Consider the following 22,688-nt stretch of genomic DNA (forward strand, 5'->3'; position numbering starts at 1 on the left):
TTACACACCCCTTGCCCCTCTCAAGAGGGGAACTAGTTTGAATTAGTTGAAAATTAATCCATTTTCAAGGTGATTTAAATACAAATTTTATCTCTTTTATGATATACCTCTCAAGAGGGGAGCTTTAATATTTTAATGAATAATTTTAAAAATAAGTTCTTTTAATAAATCTTCGTTAGAGACATTTGCGTCTACACCTTTGCTTTTTACATCGGCATCACGTAGGAAAGAAATTACTTGTGATACTTTTCGCATTGGGTAATTTCGGATAGCAGTCAGATATTCTGGAACGAAAAACATATTTACACCCAAAGTTTTGGAAATCGATTGTTTTGACTTGTCCGACAATCCGTGAACTAAAAGTAATTGTGTGAAAAAAGTATTCAACAAAGAAATAGTTACTTGTAGCGGATGATTTTTCGGATTCAGACTAAAATGCGTAATAATCTGATTTGCTCTCAAAACATTTCGTTCACCAATTGCTTTTCGAAGCTCAAAATTATTGAAATCCTTACTGATTCCGATATTTTCTTCGATATCTTTAGGGCTAATCGTAGCTCCTTGCGGAAGAATAATCAGAAGTTTTTGTAGCTCATTATTGATTTTTGCTAAATCGGTTCCTAAATATTCCGTTAGCATAATCGAAGCTTTTGGCTCAATTTTATATTTTTTTCCAGCCAAAACTTTCTGAATCCATTCCGGAACTTGGTTTTCATAAAGTCTTTTGCTCTCGAACAAAACTCCAGCTTTGTCAATAGCTTTGTAAAGCTTCTTTCTTTTGTCTAACTTTTTATATTTATAACAAAAAACCAAAACGGTTGTTTCTTGCGGATTTTCTACATAAGAAGTTAACTGATCAATGGTTCTTGATAAATCTTGCGCTTCTTTGACGATAATTACTTGCTTTTCAGCCATCATCGGAAAACGCTTCGCATTGGAAACTATTTCATCTATAGAAACATCTCTTCCGTATAAAACCATTTGATTAAAACCTTTGTCTGCTTCAGATAAAACATTCTCTTCAATATATTCTGCAATTCTATCTATATAATAAGGTTCGTCACCCATTAAAAAATAAATTGGCTTCGTATTTCCATTCTTAATATCCGAAACTATTTTGGTTACTTCCTTCATAAATCAAAAAATAATTAGCATTTTTGCGGCATGCAGCGATTAAATCTACCTACATATCATTTCAAAATCAAAAGTAAGGAAAATAAACAATTCATATTTGACTCTGTGAGGAAAAAATATGTGATTTTAACTCCTGAAGAATGGGTACGCCAGCATGTGATGCAGTTTTTAATTCAGTATAAAAAATATCCGGCTTCCTTAACTGCTGTAGAAAAGGAACTTAAGCTTCATACGAGAAAAAAACGTACGGATATTGTGATTTATAACACACATGCGACTCCAGAGATAATTGTAGAGTGTAAGCGACCAAATGTGAAAATTACACAAGATACTTTTGATCAGATTGCTCGATATAACATGGCTTTAAACGCCAAATATTTAATGATTACTAACGGAATTAACCATTATTTCTGTATTATGGATAATGAAAAAGAGACCTATACTTTTTTGAGAGATCTTCCGGAATGTGATTATTTCAAATCTTAATTTTTGAATTTATGACAACAGCGATTGTAATATTAAACTGGAATGGAAAAGGTTTATTAGAAAAATATATTCCAATTGTTTTAAAATATAGTAAAGGAGCAACGGTTTATGTTGCGGATAATGCTTCTACGGATGATTCGGTTTCTTTTATTAAAGAGAATTTTGAGGAAGTGAAAATTATTCAAAATGCCGAAAATACTGGTTATGCAGGAGGTTATAATGAATCTTTGCAATTTGTGGAAGAAGATATTTTAGCTTTGGTAAATTCAGATATTGAGGTTACGGAAAATTGGTTAGCGCCAATTCTGAAAACTTTTGAAAAAGAAGAAAATACGGCTATTATCCAACCAAAAATTTTAGACGAAAAAAAGAAAACACATTTTGAATATGCTGGAGCAGCAGGAGGTTATGTGGATAAATATGGTTATGCTTTTTGTAGAGGAAGAATTTTCAATACGCTAGAAAAAGATGAAAATCAATATGATAATGAAACTTCTATTTTTTGGGCTTCAGGAGCATGTTTGTTTATCCGAAATTCGGTTTTCAAATCTGTAAATGGTTTCGATATGGACTTTTTTGCACATTATGAAGAAATTGATTTGTGTTGGCGTGTAAAGTCTTTGGGTTATGATGTGAAGTTTGTTGGGAAATCTACGGTATATCACGTAGGAGGAGCAACTTTAGAAAATACAAGTCCTTTTAAAACTTATTTAAATTTCAGAAATAGTCTTTTTACACTTTTAAAGAATTTGCCAAAAGGAAAATTATTCCCAGTAATTTTTACAAGAATGGTTTTAGACGGAATTGCAGGAGTTCGATTTTTGACACAATTTCAGTTTTCTCATTTTTTCAGTATTCTAAAAGCGCATTTTAGTTTCTATAAAAATCTTGGAAAAATGTATAAAAAACGTACAGATAATCAGATTTCTGATTATTATGAAGTGAATAATATTGTTTCTCAATATTTTATAAAAGGAAAGAAGTTTTTTTCTGTTTTGAAGAAATAGAGGTTAAATAGCAAGGTATGTGACTTCGACTCCGCTCAGCCACCGGTTAATGTTTAAGAATATTTATTAGAAATAAAGTTCCCCTCTCGAGAGGGGCTAGGGGTGTGTTATTTAAAAAATGTTTTGTAAATCAGGTTATTAAGTTGAATTTGTGAATTTTGATCACATAAACACTAGAAGAATAGGCATACTTTACAAAAGTGCACCAGGTTTTCAATTTTTTAAATCATATACTTCATAACACTTCCATAAAAAATTAAATAATCACTTAAATAAAAAGAAGAATTTTTTAATACATTCGCATAGAATCAAAAAAATGTGAAAAATGTTCAAAAAAATCATCTGCTTTTTTCTTTTATCTTCTGCATTATTTGCGCAAGAGCAACCAGAATTTATTCAATATTCAAATAATATGAATATGATCAATCCAGCTTATGTGATTCATGAGGAAGGAATCATTCGAGTTGGAGCTTTTTATAAAACCAGAAAAGTTTCAGAGGAAGGATCCGTTCATACTTTAAATGCTTATGCGAATATTCCAATTACAAAAAACTTTGAAGGAAGTATTAATTATATTCGAGATGATTTTAGTGGTTTTTTTCATGAAAATGCTTTTGATGTAAATTTTTCTTACATATTTAAAGTATCAGATTTATGGAATTTATCTTTAGGAATGAAAGTTCGAATAGATGAATATGATATCAATTTTCAAGATCGAGGATTTGGGCATGATTTTGCTTTAGCAAATGAAGATAATGCATTGTTCAATTTTGGTGCTGGAGCTTATTTTTTCTCAGATAATGCTTATGTAGGACTTTCAGTTCCTAGTTTTAGTAGAGATAATAATGAGAATAGAAATATTGAAAAAGAATTTAAAATTTATGCTATCGGAGGTTATGTTTTCGAGATCGATGATTTTTTAATTAAACCATCTGTTTTATTAAAACAACCAGAAAAAGGAGATTTTTCATTTGATCTTTCAGGAAGTGCTCTATATAAGGAATTTATTGAGGCAGGAATTTCTTATAGATTGGATAGTGGAGTAGCAGTTAATTTAGGTTTTTATGTCTTAAAAGGTTTCTATTTAAGTTATGCTCATAAATTTGAAACTTCACAAACTTGCAGTTCTTGTGATAATAATCAGTTCTTGATTCAATATAATATTGATTTACTCAATTTAGATTCAAAGTATAGGATTAAAAGATTTTTCTAGTTTAAAAATTGTATTTGTTTTTGTAATACGTGTAATTAAAAATAAGTGTTAAAATTTAAAAGTTAACATATTATTTATACCTTAGATATGAAAACTTTATAAAAATAATACAATTATGATTAAAAAAATTACTTCGTGTTTAGCGTTAGCTATGATGATTACTGGTGGTCTGAATGCCCAGACTGTTCACCATTCTGATGATTTTGAAGATTATCTAGAAGATGATTTAGGAGATTGGACAAATTATGATGTAAATGAAGATACATATACTTGGCAAGCTTATGAATGGAATGAAGAGAATGGTATTTTAGGAATGAATACTATATATTCTCTTTCAGGTGGATATACGCAAGATGGAGCCTATGTTGAACTTGATCCAGATAATATTTTAACTTCTCCAGCTTATTCTTTACCATCAGAAAATCCTGATCAGTTAATTTTAACATTCAATTATTTTACTGTAACGAATGATCCAGATTTAGTAGCAGATAAACTATCTGTTTATGTAACTACATCCAATGCACAAGATGACATTATAGATGCGACACCATTGTTCACAACAATTTTAGAGAATGATACAATGAATACTGCATATATTAATTTATCTGATTTTGCAGGTCAAGATGTGTATATTTCATTCAGACATTATGATTGTCCTGGAAACTACGTTTTATTTGTTGATAACATGTCAATTCAAACACAACCACAATATGATGTGGAAATTGCAGGAGTTGGAGTTCCAAAATACAACGAACAATCAACAGATACGGATTTAGCTTTTGCAATTACAAATAACGGAGCAGATCCTGTTACTTCTTATGAGTTAAAATGGAGTGATGGAGATGGAACTGAATATACAGAAACTTTTACGCCAGAAACTGGGATTGCTCTAGGAGAGTCAACAAGTTTTACAGAACCAGAAGTTTTTACAAATAAAGTAAATTACGCTTCATTGGTAAACAAAACTTTAACGGTAGAAGTTGTTAGTGTGAATGGAAATACAGATGAAAACGATGCTAATGACTCACAATCTGCAAAATATATCACAGTAAGCGAGAAACCATCTAAAAAAGTTTTATTCGAAGCAATGAATGGGGTTTGGATGGAAGAAGCTGATTCTCCTTCAGCTGCTTTAGATTATATGAAAGCAAACAGTGCTGAATTTATTGGAATCGCAGTTCACCAAGATGAATCAGAAGATGGAGCAACAGATCCTTTCCAAGTTGAAGCTTATACAGAAGCAGCTGGTTTATTAGCAACTGGAATGCATGCAGATAGAATTTCTACTAATATTGCTTCTTCACAAGAAAACATGGAGTCTTTATTAGAGTCTTATAAAGAATATGTTTCACCATCTACAATTTCTGTAGAAACAGATGGAGATGATAGTAGTGTTGCAATTACTGTTTCTGCGGATTTAAAAGCTACAATGCAAGATGAAGAATTAAGGATTGCTGTTGTAATTACAGAAGACAATGTGGATCATGATGGAACTCCTTACAACCATGTTGCTAAAGCAATTTTAGGTACTTATGATGGTTTAGAAAATTCAATTGATTCTAATGATCTTGTAGATGGACAAACTGCTACATATACTTTTAATTATGCAGTACCACAAAGTTCTAATTTTGATAATATGAACGTTGTTGCAATGATTATCGATCAAGCAGACGGAACAGTTTTAAATTCAGAAATCACACCTTTAAAGCCAACGATTGGTATTAACGAATTTTCTAAAGATGATATTAAATTATCAGCTTTCCCTAATCCTGCGACAGATAACTTAACGGTTTCTTTTGACGGGCAAGGAGATTATTTAGTAATGATTACTGATATGTTAGGTAAAGTTGTTCATAAAGAAAATGTTTTAAATATTTCTGGACAAAAAGAAATGAAAATTGGAGTTTCTGATATTGCAACTGGAAATTATATTTTAAGTGTTTCTAATAACACAGCTTCATACAATAAGAATATTACAATTAAATAATTGTTTATTATAGTTTGAAATTAAAGAAGGTATTAAATTTTTAATACCTTCTTTTTTGTTTAGGACTTAATTAATACTTTTATCTTCTCTTTAAAATATTTACAATCATTAGCCTAAAGATTGAAATATAATTTTATTCAAATTTTCTTAAATAATTAAACAAAAGCATTCTGATAAATTAGAAGAAACTTATATCTTTGAGACATAATTAAAAATTTAAAATTAAAAAAATATATATGGAGATTACGGCAAATAATCCAAATAGAAAATCATGGATAGAAGTAGGTTCTAATTCAGATTTCCCTATTCAAAATATTCCTTTTGGAGTATTCATCACAAAAGATGATATCATTACTGTAGGTTCTCGTATTGGAGATAAAGCAATTGATCTTGCAGCACTTCACCAATTAGGATATTTCGATGGGATCGATTTAACAGAAGATATTTTTTTACAAGATACTTTAAACGATTTTATCTCTCACGGAAAAAAATGTTGGAGAGAAGTAAGAAATAGAATTGCTGAGGTTTTTGATGCTGAAAATAGTTCTTTACAAAATAATGAAGAGCACAAAGCAAAAATCTTATTTGATATTTCTGAAATCGAAATGTTATTACCTGCTAATATTGGTGATTATACAGATTTCTATTCGAGTAGAGAGCACGCTACAAATGTTGGAACAATGTTTAGAGATCCAGACAATGCTCTTTTACCAAACTGGTTACACATTCCTGTAGGATACCACGGAAGATCTTCTTCTATTATCGTTTCTGGGACTCCAGTTCACCGTCCAATGGGACAAACTTTACCAGCTGATGCAGATGCTCCAGTTTTCGGACCTTCAAGATTAGTTGATTTTGAATTAGAGATGGCTTTCATTACAACTGATTCTAATAATTTAGGTGAAAGAATTGGTGTAAACGAAGCTGAAGATTACATCTTCGGTATGGTATTATTCAATGACTGGAGTGCAAGAGATATCCAAAAATGGGAATATGTTCCATTAGGACCTTTCTTAGCGAAAAACTTTGCTTCAACAATTTCTCCATGGATTGTAACTCTTGACGCTTTAGAGCCTTTCCGTGTTGAAAGTCCAAAACAAGAACCAACTCCACTTCCATATTTACAACAAAAAGGAGATAAGAGTTTCGATATTCAATTAGAAACTTACATTAAACCTGAAGATGGTGAAGAAAACAAAGTTTGTACTTCAAACTTTAAATACATGTACTGGACGATGGCTCAACAATTAGCACACCACACTGTAAATGGTTGTAATGTAAGAGCTGGAGATATGATGGGATCTGGAACTATTTCTGGACCAACTCCTGATAGTTACGGTTCTATGTTAGAGCTTTCTTGGAGAGGAACTAAGCCATTAAAAATGAATGATGGAACAGAAAGAAAATTCATCAATGATAACGATACTGTAATCATGAGAGGATTCTGTCAAAACGATTCTGTAAGAATTGGATTTGGAGATTGTGAAGGAAAATTACTTCCAATTGTTGAGTTCGAATCTTAAGATTTTCTTTTAAAACAAAATATTTAGAGCCTGTTTAAATTCATATCAAAAAGTTTTATACACTTCTTAAAAGTTCTTTTTTGTCTTTTTTTTCGTCCATAGCGATGCTATGAATTCAAAAAAAGGCGTCAAAAGATCAATTTAATAAGCTACAAAACAATTCTGATACAATTTTAAACAGGTTCTTGAAGGCTGTTGTGATTTTTTTACAACAGCCTTTTAATTTTTAAGACTTTTAAAACAAAATAACTGATGATAAATAATTAAATTGGAGTGAGAACTAAGCTAATTTTTTTATGTCAGTTAATACTAAAATTATTCATCCAAATATCATCAAACAGATTTTTACGCTATTGATTTTATTCTTGATTGGACGATTAATTATTGTAGAATTACTTCCTTATTTATCTGGATTTTTAGGTTCACTAACACTTTATATTTTATTAAAAAATCCGATGAAAAAATTGCTTGCTAAAAAATGGAAACCAACCATTGCAGCAGCAGTTCTAATTTTATTTTCCATAGTCTGTATTTTGATTCCTATTTCTTTAATTATACTTTTGTTGAAGAAAAAAACGGTTCTTTTTATTAAAAAATTTCACCATGTTTTAGTTGTAGTAAAAAATCAAATAGGTTTTGTAGAAGATTATTTTGGTTATGAAGTAAGTGATCAATTTAATACAGAATCTATTTCAGTTTGGGTTTCAAAGCACCTTAAAACTTTTGCAGGAACTTCTTTTCATACGGTACTTTCGGTGATTTTGATGTATTTCCTTCTATATTTTATGTTGATTAGTGGAAAAAAGTTTTTTGATTCCATCTTAAAATACATTCCTATAAATGAAGATAATAGCAAATATGTTACGGAAGAAAGTCAGAAAATAATTAGATCCAATGCAATTGGAATTCCTTTGGTAGCTTTGGTTCAAGGAGTTGTTGCTTTTATAGGGTTTTTAGTTTTTGATATTAATAACCCGCTTTTCTGGTCAGTAATGGTAACACTTGGGTCAACAATTCCATTTCTTGCTTTATTAATTGGAATTCTACCAGTTTTTCTTTTAAATATTTCAGCTGGAAATAATTTTCAAGCTTATGGAATTTTATTTTATGGACTTTTCATTTTAGGACTTTCGGATAGTTTAGCTCGACTTTTAATCTTAAAAAAAATGCAAGATGTACATCCTGTAGTTACGCTTCTCGGAATTTTAGTTGGATTTCCACTTTTTGGGTATATTGGGTTAATATTCGGACCTTTACTGATTAATTTATTTATGATGTTTGTACGTATTTACAAAACTGAGTATGAGATACGATCAAAATCATAAACCAAAAAACTTCTTTTTTTCGAAAAATATCTTAAAATTTTAAGCTTCGAACTCTTGAAACTCCTATAGGTTTTATTATCTTTGCGAATCGAAAAATAAAAAATATAGAATGAAAATATCATACAATTGGTTAAAGCAATTTTTACAAGTTGATTTAGACGCTGAAAAAACAGGTGAGCTACTTACTGATTTAGGTCTTGAAGTAGAAGGAATCGAAGTTGTAGAATCTATCAAAGGTAGTTTAAAAGGAGTTGTTGTAGGAGAAGTTCTTACGCGCGAGCAACACCCAAATGCTGATAGATTAAGTGTTACAACTGTAAATGTTGGTGAAGAAGAACCAGTACAAATTGTTTGTGGAGCTCCAAATGTGGCTGCAGGTCAAAAAGTTCCTGTTGCAACTGTAGGTACTACATTGTATGATCAGAACGGAGAAGCCTTTAAAATTAAAAAAGGAAAGATAAGAGGAGAGGTTAGTTTAGGAATGATTTGTGCCGAAGACGAATTAGGTTTAGGTTCAGGTCATGACGGAATTATGGTTTTAGAAGAAAACTTAGTTCCAGGAACGCCAGCTTCTGAAGTATTCGATATCGAAATTGATCATGTATTTGAAATAGGACTTACACCAAACAGGGCAGATGCAATGAGTCACTTAGGAACAGCTCGTGATTTAAGAGCAGGATTAATCCAACAAGGAAACATGGTTTCTGGATTAATTACACCTTCTGTAAGTGCTTTTCATGTAGATGAAAGAGTTTTAAAGACAGACATAGAAGTAGAAAATAAAGAATTAGTTCCAAGATATACAGGAGTTACTATTACGGATATTAAAGTTCAAGATTCTCCAGAGTGGATTCAAAATAGATTAAAAGCAATTGGTTTAGCTCCAATTAACAATGTTGTGGATATTACAAACTACGTGTTACACGAGTTAGGACAACCACTTCATGCTTTTGATGCTTCTAAAATTAGAGGAGGAAAAGTTTTAGTGAAAAACTTACCTACAGGAACTAAATTTACAACTTTAGACGGAGTTGAAAGAGAATTACACGAAGATGATATCATGATTTGTGATGCAGAATCAAATCCAATGTGTATCGCTGGTGTATTTGGAGGAGAGCATTCAGGAGTAACTGAAAATACAACTTCAGTTTTCTTAGAAAGTGCTTATTTCAACCCAGTTTCAATTCGTAAGACTGCAAAAAGACATGGATTAAACACAGATGCTTCTTTCCGTTTCGAAAGAGGAATTGATCCAAATATTACGAAGTATGCTTTAAAAAGAGCAGCTTTATTAATTACTGAAATTGCAGGAGGTAAGATTTCTTCAGATGTTGAAGATGATTATCCAGTAAAAATTGAAGATTTCCAAGTAGTTGTTTCTTACGAAAATATTTTCCGTTTAATCGGTCAAGAAATTCCTAAAGATACCATCAAAAATATTTTAGCTTCATTAGAAATTAAAGTGATCAATGAAACTGCAGGAGGTTTAGGATTAATTATTCCAGCTTACCGTGTAGATGTTCAAAGAGAAGCAGATGTTATTGAAGAGATTTTAAGAGTTTATGGATATAACAATATCGAATTTTCTCATAAATTAAATGCATCTATTTCTTTTGATAAATTTGATGAAGTAAAATATGAAAATAAAGTAGCAGATACTTTAGTAAGTTTAGGTTTCCACGAAGCAATGGCAAATTCTTTAACAAAACCTGAATACGCTGAAAAATCTGAAAGATTAAATCCAGAGCACAACGTTGAGATGTTAAATCCTTTAAGTAATGATTTAGCAGTTATGCGTCAGTCTTTATTATTCTCGGGATTAGAATCAGTTGCTTACAATATTAATAGAAAGAATAATTCTTTAAAGCTTTTCGAATTTGGAAAAACATATCACAAATTTGAAAGTGGATATTCTGAGCACAAACACTTAACACTTTTCGTAACAGGAAGTAGAACAAAAGATACTTGGACTGGAGCTTCAAAATCTTCTGACTTCTTTTACTTAAAAGGAATTGTAACTTCTATTTTAGCGAAATTAGGTTTTGGAAAAATTAAAGTTTCTCCAACTAAAAATTCTGATTTCTCTGAAGGAATCACTTTAAGTTTAGGTAAAACTAAATTAGTTGATTTAGGAGTTGTGAAGAAAGCCATTTTAAAAGATTTCGGAATCAAACAAGAAGTTTTATTTGCTGATTTCGATTGGAAAAATGTTCTTGAAATGATTAGTAGAAAGAACAATAAAGTAGTTGCTTTACCAAAATTCCCAGCTGTTAAGCGTGATTTAGCTTTATTATTAGACACAGAAGTTACTTTCAACGAGATTTATAATTTAGCTTTCCAAGCAGAAAGAAAATTATTAAAAGAAGTTGATTTATTCGATGTTTACGAAGGAGATAAATTACCAGAAAACAAAAAGTCTTATGCAGTTAGTTTCTTAATTCAAGATGAGAACAAAACTCTTAACGATAAACAAATCGATAAGATTATGCAACGACTACAAACAACTTTTGAAAAAAATGTGGGAGCCACATTAAGATAATTTATTTGAAAGCCTTTAGATTTAGTTCTAAAGGCTTTTTTTAAAACTAAAAAGATGCAAATAGATTTTACAAATTTGAAATATTTAGAAAATGGAAATCCGAAACAACAAAAGGTTTTTCAGCTTTTAAATCAATTTCAAATATTTGAAAAACTAAAATCATTTCATCCGATTTTAGTTGGAACTATTCCAATCAATATTGATACTGAAAATAGTGATTTGGATATTATTTGCGAATTTCAAGATGAAAATAATTTTAAAGAAATAATTCAAAGTTTATTTGAAAACTATAAAAATTTTAAAATAAAAGAAACGAATAAGTTTTCAGAAAAAGCAATTGTTTCTTCTTTTGAAATGGAAGGTTTTCAGTTTGAAATTTTCGGACAAAAGATTCCAACAGTTCAACAATTTGGATATTTGCATATGCTTGTTGAAGCAAGAATTTTACAAGAAAAAGGAGAGGATTTTCGACAGAAAGTTATTGATTTAAAGAAAAAAGGTTTGAAGACAGAACCAGCTTTTGCAAAACTTTTGAATATAGAAGGAGATCCTTTTCAAGAACTTTTGAAATATTAAAACAAAACACACAACTAAACTAAAATATAATGTACAAATCTCTTATTAGACCAATTTTATTTTCATTTGACCCTGAGAAAATTCACCATTTTACATTTTCATTCATTAAAGCAACTTCAAAAATTCCTGGAGTTTCAGCTTGTTTACGCTCAAGATATCAAGTAAATGATAAAAAATTAGAAAGAGAATTATTTGGATTGAAATTTAAAAATCCGGTCGGACTTGCTGCAGGATTTGATAAAAATGCAGTTTTATATAACGAATTAGCAGATTTCGGTTTTGGATTTGTAGAAATAGGGACTGTAACACCAAAAGCACAAGTTGGAAATCCTAAAAAACGTTTGTTCCGTTTGAAAGATGATCAAGGATTAATCAATAGAATGGGATTCAATAATAATGGAATGAAAGCTGCAATTGAGCAGTTGAAAAAGAACAAAGGAAAAATTATTATTGGTGGAAATATTGGGAAAAATACTGCAACTGCACCAGAATTGGTAATTGAAGATTATAAATTAACTTTTAAAGAATTACACCCTTATGTGGATTATTTTGTAGTGAATGTAAGTTGTCCAAATGTTGGAAGTATGGCAAAACTTCAAGATAAAGATTATCAAGAAGAATTACTTTCAGAACTGCAAAAAATCAATAAAACGTTTGAAAAGCAAAAACCTATTTTATTGAAAATAGCTCCAGATTTAAATACAATTCAATTAGATGAAATCATCGAATTAGTTGCGATTACTAAAATTGATGGAGTTATTGCTTCCAATACAAGTGTAAATAGAGAAGGTTTAAAAGCCTCTGATGAAATGTTACAAAACATTGGAAACGGAGGATTGAGTGGAAAACCTGTAAAAGATAGAAGTACGAAAGTAATTAAATATTTAGCAGAAAAATCAAATAAAGCTTTTCCAATTATTGGAGTTGGAGGAATTCATTCTGCAGAAGATACTTTAGAGAAAATAGAAGCTGGAGCAGATTTAGTACAAGTTTATACTGGGTTTATTTATGAAGGACCTAAATTAATTAAGAATATTAATAGGCTTTTATTAAGTAAATCTAAATAGTTTGTTAAAAGTTGTAATATAATTAACGAAAAGTCTTAAAAAATTTTAAATTAGCAGCTGTTAAAAATTTAAAACATTATTTATGATTAAAAAAATTACTTCTATTATAGCTTTAGCTTTATTAAGCACACAAATTCAAGCACAAGAAACTTATTTTTCTGATGATTTCGAAGATACAGATGCTTCTTTAGAAAAATGGCAAGCAACAGATTTCGATGGAGACGAAAATATTTGGGCTTTCTCTGATATGACGGGATATGAAGATAATGCTGCAGCTGCAGAATTCGGTTCTACAGCATTAATTTCTCAGTCTTGGATGGGAGAAGAAGGAAATAATGATGGAATTTCTTTAGATCCAGATAACTTAATTACTTCAATTGCGATTGATTTAACGGCTGCTTCAGGGAACTTAGTTTTAAAGTTTGACCATGGTTCAATCGAAGAAGACGACACAGATTATGTAGACGATCACTTTGGAGTATATTTAACTACTACAAATGATGCAAATGAAATCATTGCTGAATCTTTGATTTTTGAAAAAACATTTGATGCAGCTGGAAAAAACACAGAGATTATTGATATTTCTTCTTATGCAGGTCAAACTGTTTATTTATCATTCAGACACTTTAATTCTGCAGATAACTGGTTAGTTGCAATTGATAACATTGAGGTGAGAGATGCAGAAGAAGGAGAATTATCAAATGAAGAATTTTCTTTATCAAGCTTTAATATTTTCCCTAACCCTGTGAAAGATCAAATTAATTTATCTTTTGAAACAATTGGAGAATACAATGTAGTTTTATCTGATATTTTAGGTAGAGAAGTTAGAAATGTAAAAGTTTCAAACTTAAGTAATACTTCAATTGATGTTTCTGATTTAAAATCTGGAAATTATATTTTAAATGTAAATTCTGAAGATAAATCATTCAGCAAGAAAGTTATTATCAAATAAAAGAATAGATAAAATAATTTATTTTATAAACAAAAGGATAATCATTTTTTGATTATCCTTTTGTTGTATGTTTAAATTGTAATGATATTAATCTAATCTGCTTTATTTTTTTATTCTTTTATGTTTAAAAATTAATATTAAACAAATGTAATCAGAGTGTTATATTAGGATGTGTTTTTTGATGTTTAATGTTAAATTATATTAATATTGTTCGATAAACACATTAAAAAATAAAGATTTATGATTAAAAAAATTACTTCTATTATTGCTTTAGCTTTATTAAGCACACAAATGACACAAGCTCAAGAATATTTTTCTGATGATTTTTCTGATGGAGATGCATCAGATTGGTCAATTGTTGATCAAGATGAAGACGGTTATGTTTGGTCTGTGGAAGATTTATCAGCAGCCGTAGCCACTTTTGATAATTCGTTAGTTTCTTTCTCTTGGGTAAATACTGACCCTGATGATCCAAATGTGGGAGATCCGCTTAATCCTGATAATTTTGCAATTTCACCTGCAATTGATTTGACAAATGCTAGTGGTAGTATTGTTCTTACTTTTAATTATGGGACAGCTGCTTCAGCAAATTTTGTAGCTGATAATTTTTCAGTTTATGTATCTACAACAAATGATCATACTGCAATCATGAATGAAACTCCAATCCATACAGAAACTTTAGATTTTCAAGGTTCAGAGTCGAAATTATTTGATTTATCTTCTTATGCAGGTCAAACAGTATATGTTACTTTTAGACATCATGATGTTACAGATATGTATTCAATGATTATTGATGATGTAGTTGTAAGAGATGCAGAAGAAGGAGAATTATCAAATGAAGAATTTTCTTTATCAAACTTCTCAATTTTTCCAAATCCAGTAGAAGATAAAATTAATTTATCTTTCGAAACTTTAGGAGAGTACAATGTAGTTTTATCTGATATTTTAGGGAGAGAAGTTAGAAATGTAAAAGTTTCAAACTTAAGTAATTCTTCGATTGATGTTTCAGATTTAAAATCAGGTAACTATATCTTAAATGTATATTCTGATGATAAATCATTCAGTAAAAAAGTTGTTATCAAATAATTTTTTACAAAAGAATAAAAAAAGGGATAACTTAATTGTTATCCCTTTTGTTTTTTATTGTGCTAATAATTCATCAATTGTTTTTCTAACTTTTGAAGTATTCCAGTCTGCAGCTCCTTTTTTGTCTATTACAATTTTTCCATTTTTACTTATAAGGAAAGTTGCAGGTATTGAACTAGATTCTAATTCTTTCGGAGTTTTACTTAAACCAGAATAAATAGGTAAATCATATTCATTCTTTTTTAAAAAGCCTTTAATTTTTTGAGGCTCTTCATTTGATACAAAAACAAATACAACTTTATCTTTATAATCATTATATAATTTTTGTAAGCTAGGCATTTCCGCAACACATGGCGGACACCATGTTGCCCAAAAGTTAACTAAAACTACTTTGTCTTCTGTGTCTTTAAAATTTAGATTATCTGACGTAACACCCTTTAAATTCCAACCATGATTGGAAAGTGTTTTTCGATCTTCTACATTCTCAACGGATGGAGACATAGAAATAAATTGCAAGATTTTTGCTTTTGTTGAAGGAATAATCAATAAAACAATTAGTCCTATAAACAAAATGTTTGAGATTAGCTTTTTCTTATTTTTAATCATCTGTTTTATTTTTCAATATAGATTGTAGTCGCAAATATACTTACTCCTTAACATTTATTTCGAAAGAATAAATTCCTTTTGAAAGCATATTAATATAAGGTGGTAAATTTTTCTCATCCATCCATTCGTATATTTTATTGAGAGAATCGAAAAGTTCTTTTTCAAAAACGTTTTCATTTTTATAATGTTCAATTTTAAAAAAATGATTTTGTGAAGAATATTTATCTTTCAAATTTAAATTATAGTATGAACGATGCGTATCTTGATTATCAATAAATTCTTCAGAATATAGTTTTTCTAAAGTTTTGGTATTTGTTAGATATTTTACAACAGATTGAATCTGTCTAGGTAAAATTCCTTTTAAATTGAATTTAAGTAAACCATAAGAGTCAGCATAATGATCAATGACTGCTTCAAAATTATAATTTTCATAGATCAAAATAGAAAAACTCATTTTATTTTCTATAAACCTTCCCAACTCTTGATCGTTAAAACTTAAGAAAAGAATTTCATTTCCTTTCAAATCACAATTTCCATCTGCATATTTTTCTAATTTATTCATCGCTTATTTTTAGTGAAATTTAAAAATTTTGAGGTAAACCTAGTAAATTTCTTTTCTAATTAGATGCTTTTTTACAGATATATTTTTAATGTTTAATGATTTAGAAGTTTAAATAAATAATAATAGTTCTTTCTTTGATAGCACAAGGAAAACTCTTATTTTTGGTACTTTAAAAACAACACAAAATGCCAAATATACAAGAGTTACAAGATTTCTCTTCACAGGTGAGAAGAGATATAGTTAGGATGGTACATGCAGTACAATCTGGTCACCCTGGAGGTTCTTTAGGATGTGTAGAATTTTTCACTGTTTTATACAAAGAATTAATGGAATATTCTACAGATTTTGATATGGACGGAAAGAATGAAGATCTTTTCTTTTTATCAAACGGACATATCTCACCAGTTTATTACAGTGTGTTATCAAGAGTAGGATTTTTTCCAGTGGAAGAATTAAAAACTTTCAGAAAATTAGATACTCGTTTACAAGGACATCCAACAACTCACGAAGGATTACCAGGAATTAGAATTGCTTCTGGTTCTTTAGGACAAGGAATGAGTGTTGCTGTTGGTGCTGCTGAAACTAAAAAATTAAATGGAGATTCTCATTTAGTTTATAGTTTACATGGAGATGGAGAGCTTCAAGAAGGTCAAATTTGGGAAGCAGCGATGTATGCAGCAGGAAATAAAGTGGATAACTTAATTTCTACTGTAGATTACAACAAAAAACAAATTGATGGAGAAACAGATGATGTACTTCCATTAGGAGATTTGAGAGCGAAGTTTGAAGCTTTTGGTTGGACAGTTGTTGAAGTTGAAAAAGGAAACGACATTGAAAGTTTAATCAAAGGAATGAATGAAGCAAAATCATTAACTGGAAAAGGAAAACCAGTTTGTGTTTTAATGCATTCTGAAATGGGGAATGGAGTAGATTTCATGATGAATACACATGCTTGGCATGGGAAACCACCAAGTGATGAACAATTAGAAATTGCATTAGCTCAAAATCCTGAAACATTAGGAGATTATTAAAAAACTAAGTCCCGCTGAAAAGCGGGATTTTTTGTTTAGATATCTTAAAGTTTTGTTAAATAGAGAATTTTGGAGTTATTTTTAAATAAAAAGTAGACAAAAAGAAAAAGCTAGAAAAAGAATATTTTTTGTAAATTATTAAGTGAAATATTCACTTTGGAATATCATTGGATTTATCCAATACATTAATTTTTTTGATAAGAATGAAAATAGGAATCGTTTGTTATCCTACCTTTGGTGGAAGTGGCGTAGTAGCTACAGAACTTGGAATTGCGTTGGCTGGAAAAGGGCATGAAATTCATTTTATTACTTATAATCAACCTGTGCGTTTAGGTTATTTATCAAATAATATTTTCTTTCATGAAGTATTCGTAAAAGAGTATCCTCTTTTTCAATTTCAGCCTTATGAATTAGCACTTTCAAGTAGAATTGCAGAAGTAATTGAAAATAATGACATTGATATTTTACATGTTCATTATGCAATTCCACACGCATATGCTGCTTTTATGGCAAAACAAATGTTGAAAGAGAAAGGAATTGATATAAAAGTAATTACCACACTACATGGAACAGATATTACGCTTGTAGGAAGTCATCCAAATTATAAATCATCAGTAGAGTTTAGTATTAATAATTCAGATTATGTAACAACAGTTTCTAATAGTTTGAAAGAAGATACTTTAAGGCTTTTTAATATTAGAAAAGAAATTGAGGTAATTTATAATTTTATAGATTTTAAAAAATACCCTCAGATTGCTCATGCAGAATGTAAACGTATAAATCTGGCAGAAGAAGGAGAGTTTATTCTGACACATATCAGTAATTTCAGACCTGTAAAAAGAATTATGGATGTAATTAGAATCTTTGCTAAAGTGCAAGAGAAAATACCGTCTAAATTATTAATGGTAGGAGATGGGCCACTAAGAGAAAAAGCAAGAGAACTTTCGAATGAATTAGGTATTAGAGAAAAAGTATTGTTTTTAGGTAATAGTAATGAAGTAAATAAACTTCTTTGTTATACAGATTTATTCCTTTTACCTTCAGAAACAGAAAGTTTCGGATTGGCAGCTCTAGAGGCGATGGCAGCGGAGACTCCTGTTATTTCTACAAATACCGGAGGTTTACCAGAAGTAAATATTCAAGGAGAAACAGGTTTCTTAAGCGATTTAGGAGATGTTGATGACATGGCGAAAAATGCAATTTATCTTTTAGAAGATAAAGAACGTTTGGATAAATTTAAATTTAATGCTAAAAAACATGCTGCAAATTTCTCTTTAGACGAAGTTTTACCAAAATACGAAGAACTTTACATAAAAGCATTAAGAGAAAAAGAATAATATATAATTCATCTTTTTTTATAGAATTTTAAAATTCACGTAAATAAAACATTAAGCGACAAATTTCATTTTTTTAATATGGAATTTGTCGTTTCATTTTTAAGATAAAATGAGTTTAGATTAAATTTTCTTGCTTTGATTTAGTTTATGAGAAAGTTTATTTTTTCGTTATTTAAGATTTTCATCAACTAATTTTCTATAACTGTTTTAATTATTACCAGAATATTCTTTAATTTTGGTGAAATTAAAATTTAAAACATGTTATTAATTGCTATTCTATTACCTTGGCTATCATTTTTCTTAAGAGGAAAAATACTTACAGGTATATTATGTCTAATTTTACAATTAACTTTGATTGGTTGGCTTCCAGCAGCGTTGTGGGCAGTTTTTTCTTACAACAATGCAAAAAATGAGAAAGCCATGCGAAAATTAGAGAAAAAATTAAAAGCAAACAGAAATTAATAACGAACTCGTTTAAACTTTTTAACTCAAAATTCGTTTTAAACATTTTCATCGCTGACTTGTAAAAATTTTTAATCATAGTTAAGGCTATGCCGAAAAATATTTCCTTCACCAGCAATAAACATCAGATAAAACTCTTTGTTTTGGTAAAAAATCTAAATGAGTTCAATAAAAAAAGACTGCCATTAGACAGTCTTTTTTCTTTTATATTTTGAATCAATTATCTGAAATTGATTTTACGCATTCTTAAGCTTTCTGGAGTTACTTCTAAGAATTCATCATCTCTAATGTATTCCATACACTCTTCTAAAGAATAATCGATTTTTGGAGCAATTTTCACACCATCATCAGAACCTGAAGCACGAACGTTAGTAAGTTTCTTACCTTTAATTAAGTTCACACCCATATCTTCTTGACGAGAATTCTCTCCAACAACTTGTCCTTTATAGATCTCTTGGTTAGGATCGATGAAGAATTTTCCTCTATCTTGTAATCTATCAATTGCATAAGCAGTAGCTTTTCCAGTTTCAGAAGAAACGATTGCTCCATTCTTTTGAGAACCGATTTCACCTTTGTAAACATCATAACCTCTTAATCTGTGGTTGATGATTGCTTCTCCAGCTGTAGCAGTTAATAATTTATTTCTTAAACCAATTAATCCACGAGAAGGAATATCAAACTCTAAGTGTTGTAAATCTCCTTTTGGCTCCATCACCATTAAGTCTCCTTTTGCTAAACTTACTAAGTTTACAACTTTACTAGAAGATTCTTCTGGTACATCAACAACTAAAGTTTCGTATGGCTCACATTTTTGTCCATCAATTTCTTTGATGATAACTTGTGGTCTACCAACTTGTAATTCGTATCCTTCACGACGCATTGTTTCGATTAATACTGATAAGTGAAGAATTCCACGTCCAAATACGTTGAATTTATCTTCTGTATCTGTATCCTCAACACGTAATGCTAAGTTTTTCTCTAATTCTTTGTATAAACGATCTCTTAAGTGACGAGAAGTTACAAATTTTCCTTCTTTTCCGAAGAAAGGTGAATTGTTAATTGTAAATAACATACTCATTGTAGGTTGATCTACTTCAATTCTTTCTAAAGCTTCTGGATTTTCTAAATCAGCAATTGTATCTCCAATTTCGAAACCTTCAACTCCAGTTACAGCACAGATATCTCCAGAACGAACTTTATCTACTTGTACTTTCCCCATTCCTTCAAAAACATGAAGTTCTTTGATTCTTACTTTCTTCTGAACTCCGTCAGATTTACATAAAGTATAATCTTTTCCAACTTCTAAATCTCCTCTAAATACACGTCCGATAGCGATACGACCTGTAAATGCAGAGAAATCTAAAGATGTAATTTGCATTTGTGGAGTTCCTTCATTGTAAGGAGCTTCAGGAATAGTTTCGATAACAGCGTCTAAAAGATCTAAAATATTTTCTTTTGGTTCTTGCCAATCTGTAGACATCCATCCATTCTTAGCAGATCCATAGATTGTTGTAAAATCTAATTGCTCTTCTGTTGCTTCTAAAGCAAACATTAAATCGAAAACTTTTTCGTGAACTAAATCAGGAGTACAGTTTTCTTTATCTACTTTATTTACAACTACGATTGGAGTTAATCCTAATTCAAGTGCTTTTCCAAGTACGAAACGAGTCTGTGGCATTGGTCCTTCAAATGCATCTACTAAAAGTAACACACCATCAGCCATTTTTAAAACACGTTCTACTTCACCTCCAAAATCGGCGTGGCCAGGAGTATCGATGATATTTACTTTTACTCCTTTATAATTCACAGATACGTTTTTAGAAAGAATAGTAATTCCTCTTTCTCTTTCTAAATCATTATTATCTAATAATAAATCTGTTCTTTCTTTTCTATCATCAAGAATTTTAGCTTGATCGATGATTTTATCAACTAATGTTGTCTTACCGTGGTCAACATGCGCAATAATTGCGATATTTCTAATAGATTGCATACGATTATTTTTGAAGTGGCAAAACTACTATTTTTTTTGAATTAAATTGTTTCTATTGTTTTAAGATTTTAGAACTTAACAAAACTTATATGTAAATTTAAAAATTCATTAAGATTCAAAGAGTTACATTTTGATTATATCAATAATAAATACAATAGCTGGGTGAAAATTGCAATATTTTTTAAAATATTTTAAAAAACTTTACAATTTGTTAAACTTAAAACCGCTAAAAAAAAGTTATATTTGCCTGCAATTAATTTCTAAGTTAGTTGCACCATGATAACAGACAACACAAAATTCGCAGGTGAAGGTTTAACATACGATGACGTATTACTAGTTCCTGCATATTCAGAGGTCTTACCGAGAGAAGTAAATATTCAAACAAAATTTTCAAAAAATATATCACTAAACGTGCCTATTATTTCCGCTGCAATGGATACCGTAACGGAATCTGCAATGGCAATTGCAATGGCTCGTGAGGGAGGAATTGGAGTTTTACATAAAAACATGCCAATCGAAAGACAAGCAGGTGAAGTTCGTAAAGTAAAAAGATCAGAAGCTGGAATGATCTTAGATCCGATTACTTTAAGGGCTACAGCAAAAGTTTACGATGCGAAAGTATTAATGAGAGATTACAAAATTGGAGGAATTCCAATTGTAGATGAAAACAATACTCTAATCGGAATCGTAACAAATCGTGATTTACGTTTTGAAAAAGATCACGAAAGATCAATTTCTGAAGTGATGACTTCAGAAAATATCGTAACAGTACAAGAAGGGACTTCATTGAAAGATGCAGAGATTATTCTTCAAGAAAACAAAATTGAAAAGCTTCCTGTAATAAATTCTGACAACAAATTAGTAGGGTTAATCACATTTAGAGATATCATTAAAGTTCGTGAGAATCCGAATGCAAATAAAGATAAATACGGGCGTTTAAGAGTTGCAGCAGCTCTTGGAGTAACAGGAGATGTTTTAGATAGAGCTACAGCATTAGTAGAAGCTGGTGTTGATGCTTTAATTATTGATACTGCACATGGACATACAAAAGGTGTGGTTGAAGTATTAAAAAGCGTTAAAGAAAAATTTAACAACATTGATGTTGTTGTTGGAAATATTGCAACAGGAGAAGCAGCAAAATATTTAGTGGAAGCTGGAGCTGATGCTGTAAAAGTTGGTATCGGACCAGGATCAATTTGTACAACAAGAGTTGTAGCTGGAGTTGGTTATCCTCAATTATCAGCTGTTTATGAAGTTTCTAAAGCAATTGAAGGAACTGGGGTTCCTGTGATTGCAGATGGAGGAATTCGTTATACTGGAGATATTCCTAAAGCTATTGCTGCAGGAGCTGACAGCGTAATGTTAGGTTCTCTTTTAGCTGGAACAAAAGAATCTCCAGGAGAAACAATTATTTTTGAAGGAAGAAAATATAAGTCTTATAGAGGAATGGGGTCTGTAGAAGCAATGAAACAAGGTTCTAAAGATCGTTATTTCCAAGATGTAGAAGATGATATTAAAAAATTAGTTCCAGAAGGAATTGAAGGACGTGTACCTTACAAAGGTGAAATGTTTGAGACTATGCACCAATTCATTGGTGGACTTCGTGCAGGAATGGGATACTGTGGTGCAGGAAGTATTGAAGCTCAAAAGAAAGCCAAATTTGTAAAAATCACTTCTTCAGGAATTAGAGAAAGTCATCCACATGATGTAACTATCACTAAAGAAGCACCGAATTATTCTAGATAAATAATTTAAAATATTAGATTTAAAGGTAACGGAATCAATTTTCGTTACCTTTTTTAGTT

General features: G+C 30.2%; 19 protein-coding genes. 15 read left to right on the forward strand and 4 right to left on the reverse strand.

Translation table 11 applies throughout. The features are described 5' to 3' along the window. Positions 1 to 132: 132 nt before the first annotated feature. Complete coding sequence (holA, locus tag I0K12_RS13190) at positions 133 to 1,134, reverse strand: DNA polymerase III subunit delta (RefSeq protein WP_196888596.1); 1,002 nt, start codon at positions 1,132 to 1,134, stop codon at positions 133 to 135. Between the two features lie 30 nt (positions 1,135 to 1,164). On the opposite strand from holA, the gene I0K12_RS13195 reads away from it, so the two are divergent. The 11 genes from I0K12_RS13195 to I0K12_RS13245 all read left to right on the forward strand — a co-directional run bounded on the left by I0K12_RS13195 (position 1,165) and on the right by I0K12_RS13245 (position 14,895). Further along, complete coding sequence (locus tag I0K12_RS13195) at positions 1,165 to 1,620, forward strand: type I restriction enzyme HsdR N-terminal domain-containing protein (RefSeq protein ID WP_196888597.1); 456 nt, start codon at positions 1,165 to 1,167, stop codon at positions 1,618 to 1,620. An 11-nt stretch (positions 1,621 to 1,631) separates the two neighbouring features. Further along, positions 1,632 to 2,627, forward strand: coding sequence for a glycosyltransferase family 2 protein (locus I0K12_RS13200; protein ID WP_196888598.1), 996 nt, complete (start codon positions 1,632 to 1,634; stop codon positions 2,625 to 2,627). A gap of 325 nt (positions 2,628 to 2,952) precedes the next feature. Further along, positions 2,953 to 3,840: a PorP/SprF family type IX secretion system membrane protein gene (locus I0K12_RS13205; protein ID WP_196888599.1), complete on the forward strand. Its 888-nt coding sequence runs from the start codon at positions 2,953 to 2,955 to the stop codon at positions 3,838 to 3,840. Between the two features lie 115 nt (positions 3,841 to 3,955). After that, positions 3,956 to 5,827, forward strand: coding sequence for an Omp28-related outer membrane protein (locus I0K12_RS13210; RefSeq protein WP_196888600.1), 1,872 nt, complete (start codon positions 3,956 to 3,958; stop codon positions 5,825 to 5,827). 236 nt (positions 5,828 to 6,063) lie between these two features. Continuing rightward, on the forward strand, positions 6,064 to 7,350 hold the full coding sequence (gene fahA / locus I0K12_RS13215) for a fumarylacetoacetase (RefSeq protein ID WP_196888601.1): 1,287 nt from the start codon (positions 6,064 to 6,066) through the stop codon (positions 7,348 to 7,350). 296 nt (positions 7,351 to 7,646) lie between these two features. Continuing rightward, positions 7,647 to 8,675, forward strand: a complete 1,029-nt coding sequence (locus I0K12_RS13220) for an AI-2E family transporter (protein WP_196888602.1) — start codon at positions 7,647 to 7,649, stop codon at positions 8,673 to 8,675. A 109-nt stretch (positions 8,676 to 8,784) separates the two neighbouring features. Further along, complete coding sequence (pheT, locus tag I0K12_RS13225) at positions 8,785 to 11,214, forward strand: phenylalanine--tRNA ligase subunit beta (protein ID WP_196888603.1); 2,430 nt, start codon at positions 8,785 to 8,787, stop codon at positions 11,212 to 11,214. A 54-nt stretch (positions 11,215 to 11,268) separates the two neighbouring features. Then, on the forward strand, positions 11,269 to 11,790 hold the full coding sequence (locus I0K12_RS13230; RefSeq protein ID WP_196888604.1) for a DUF4269 domain-containing protein: 522 nt from the start codon (positions 11,269 to 11,271) through the stop codon (positions 11,788 to 11,790). Positions 11,791 to 11,819: 29 nt separating this feature from the next. Further along, entirely contained in the window at positions 11,820 to 12,857 is a 1,038-nt protein-coding gene (locus I0K12_RS13235; RefSeq protein WP_196888605.1) for a quinone-dependent dihydroorotate dehydrogenase, read from the forward strand. A gap of 82 nt (positions 12,858 to 12,939) precedes the next feature. Next, positions 12,940 to 13,809, forward strand: coding sequence for a T9SS-dependent choice-of-anchor J family protein (locus I0K12_RS13240; protein ID WP_196888606.1), 870 nt, complete (start codon positions 12,940 to 12,942; stop codon positions 13,807 to 13,809). Between the two features lie 240 nt (positions 13,810 to 14,049). Beyond that, positions 14,050 to 14,895, forward strand: a complete 846-nt coding sequence (locus I0K12_RS13245) for a T9SS-dependent choice-of-anchor J family protein (protein ID WP_196888607.1) — start codon at positions 14,050 to 14,052, stop codon at positions 14,893 to 14,895. A 54-nt stretch (positions 14,896 to 14,949) separates the two neighbouring features. Here the strand turns inward: I0K12_RS13245 and I0K12_RS13250 are convergent, their stop codons facing one another. Further along, the gene (locus tag I0K12_RS13250) at positions 14,950 to 15,501 is read right to left on the reverse strand and encodes a TlpA family protein disulfide reductase (protein ID WP_196888608.1); all 552 of its coding nucleotides are present in this window, start codon (positions 15,499 to 15,501) and stop codon (positions 14,950 to 14,952) included. 40 nt (positions 15,502 to 15,541) lie between these two features. Beyond that, a complete protein-coding gene (locus tag I0K12_RS13255; RefSeq protein ID WP_196888609.1) occupies positions 15,542 to 16,063 on the reverse strand; it encodes a hypothetical protein in 522 nt (173 codons plus the stop codon). A 185-nt stretch (positions 16,064 to 16,248) separates the two neighbouring features. Here I0K12_RS13255 and I0K12_RS13260 point away from each other — a divergent pair, with 185 nt between their 5' ends. The 3 genes from I0K12_RS13260 to I0K12_RS13270 all read left to right on the forward strand — a co-directional run bounded on the left by I0K12_RS13260 (position 16,249) and on the right by I0K12_RS13270 (position 18,893). After that, the gene (locus I0K12_RS13260; RefSeq protein ID WP_196888610.1) at positions 16,249 to 17,094 is read left to right on the forward strand and encodes a transketolase; all 846 of its coding nucleotides are present in this window, start codon (positions 16,249 to 16,251) and stop codon (positions 17,092 to 17,094) included. A gap of 203 nt (positions 17,095 to 17,297) precedes the next feature. Then, the gene (gene bshA / locus I0K12_RS13265) at positions 17,298 to 18,431 is read left to right on the forward strand and encodes an N-acetyl-alpha-D-glucosaminyl L-malate synthase BshA (RefSeq protein WP_196888611.1); all 1,134 of its coding nucleotides are present in this window, start codon (positions 17,298 to 17,300) and stop codon (positions 18,429 to 18,431) included. A 258-nt stretch (positions 18,432 to 18,689) separates the two neighbouring features. Further along, positions 18,690 to 18,893, forward strand: a complete 204-nt coding sequence (locus I0K12_RS13270) for a YqaE/Pmp3 family membrane protein (protein ID WP_196888612.1) — start codon at positions 18,690 to 18,692, stop codon at positions 18,891 to 18,893. A gap of 220 nt (positions 18,894 to 19,113) precedes the next feature. On the opposite strand, the gene typA is transcribed toward I0K12_RS13270, so the two are convergent. After that, positions 19,114 to 20,883 (reverse strand): translational GTPase TypA, encoded by a 1,770-nt coding sequence (typA, locus tag I0K12_RS13275; RefSeq protein WP_196888613.1) that lies wholly within the window; start codon positions 20,881 to 20,883, stop codon positions 19,114 to 19,116. 276 nt (positions 20,884 to 21,159) lie between these two features. Between typA and guaB the strand changes: the two genes are divergently transcribed. Then, entirely contained in the window at positions 21,160 to 22,629 is a 1,470-nt protein-coding gene (gene guaB / locus I0K12_RS13280) for an IMP dehydrogenase (protein ID WP_196888614.1), read from the forward strand. Positions 22,630 to 22,688: the final 59 nt, after the last annotated feature.

This window comes from Aureivirga sp. CE67, assembly GCF_015767245.1.
In the GTDB taxonomy this organism is placed as follows: Bacteria; Bacteroidota; Bacteroidia; order Flavobacteriales; family Flavobacteriaceae; genus Aureivirga.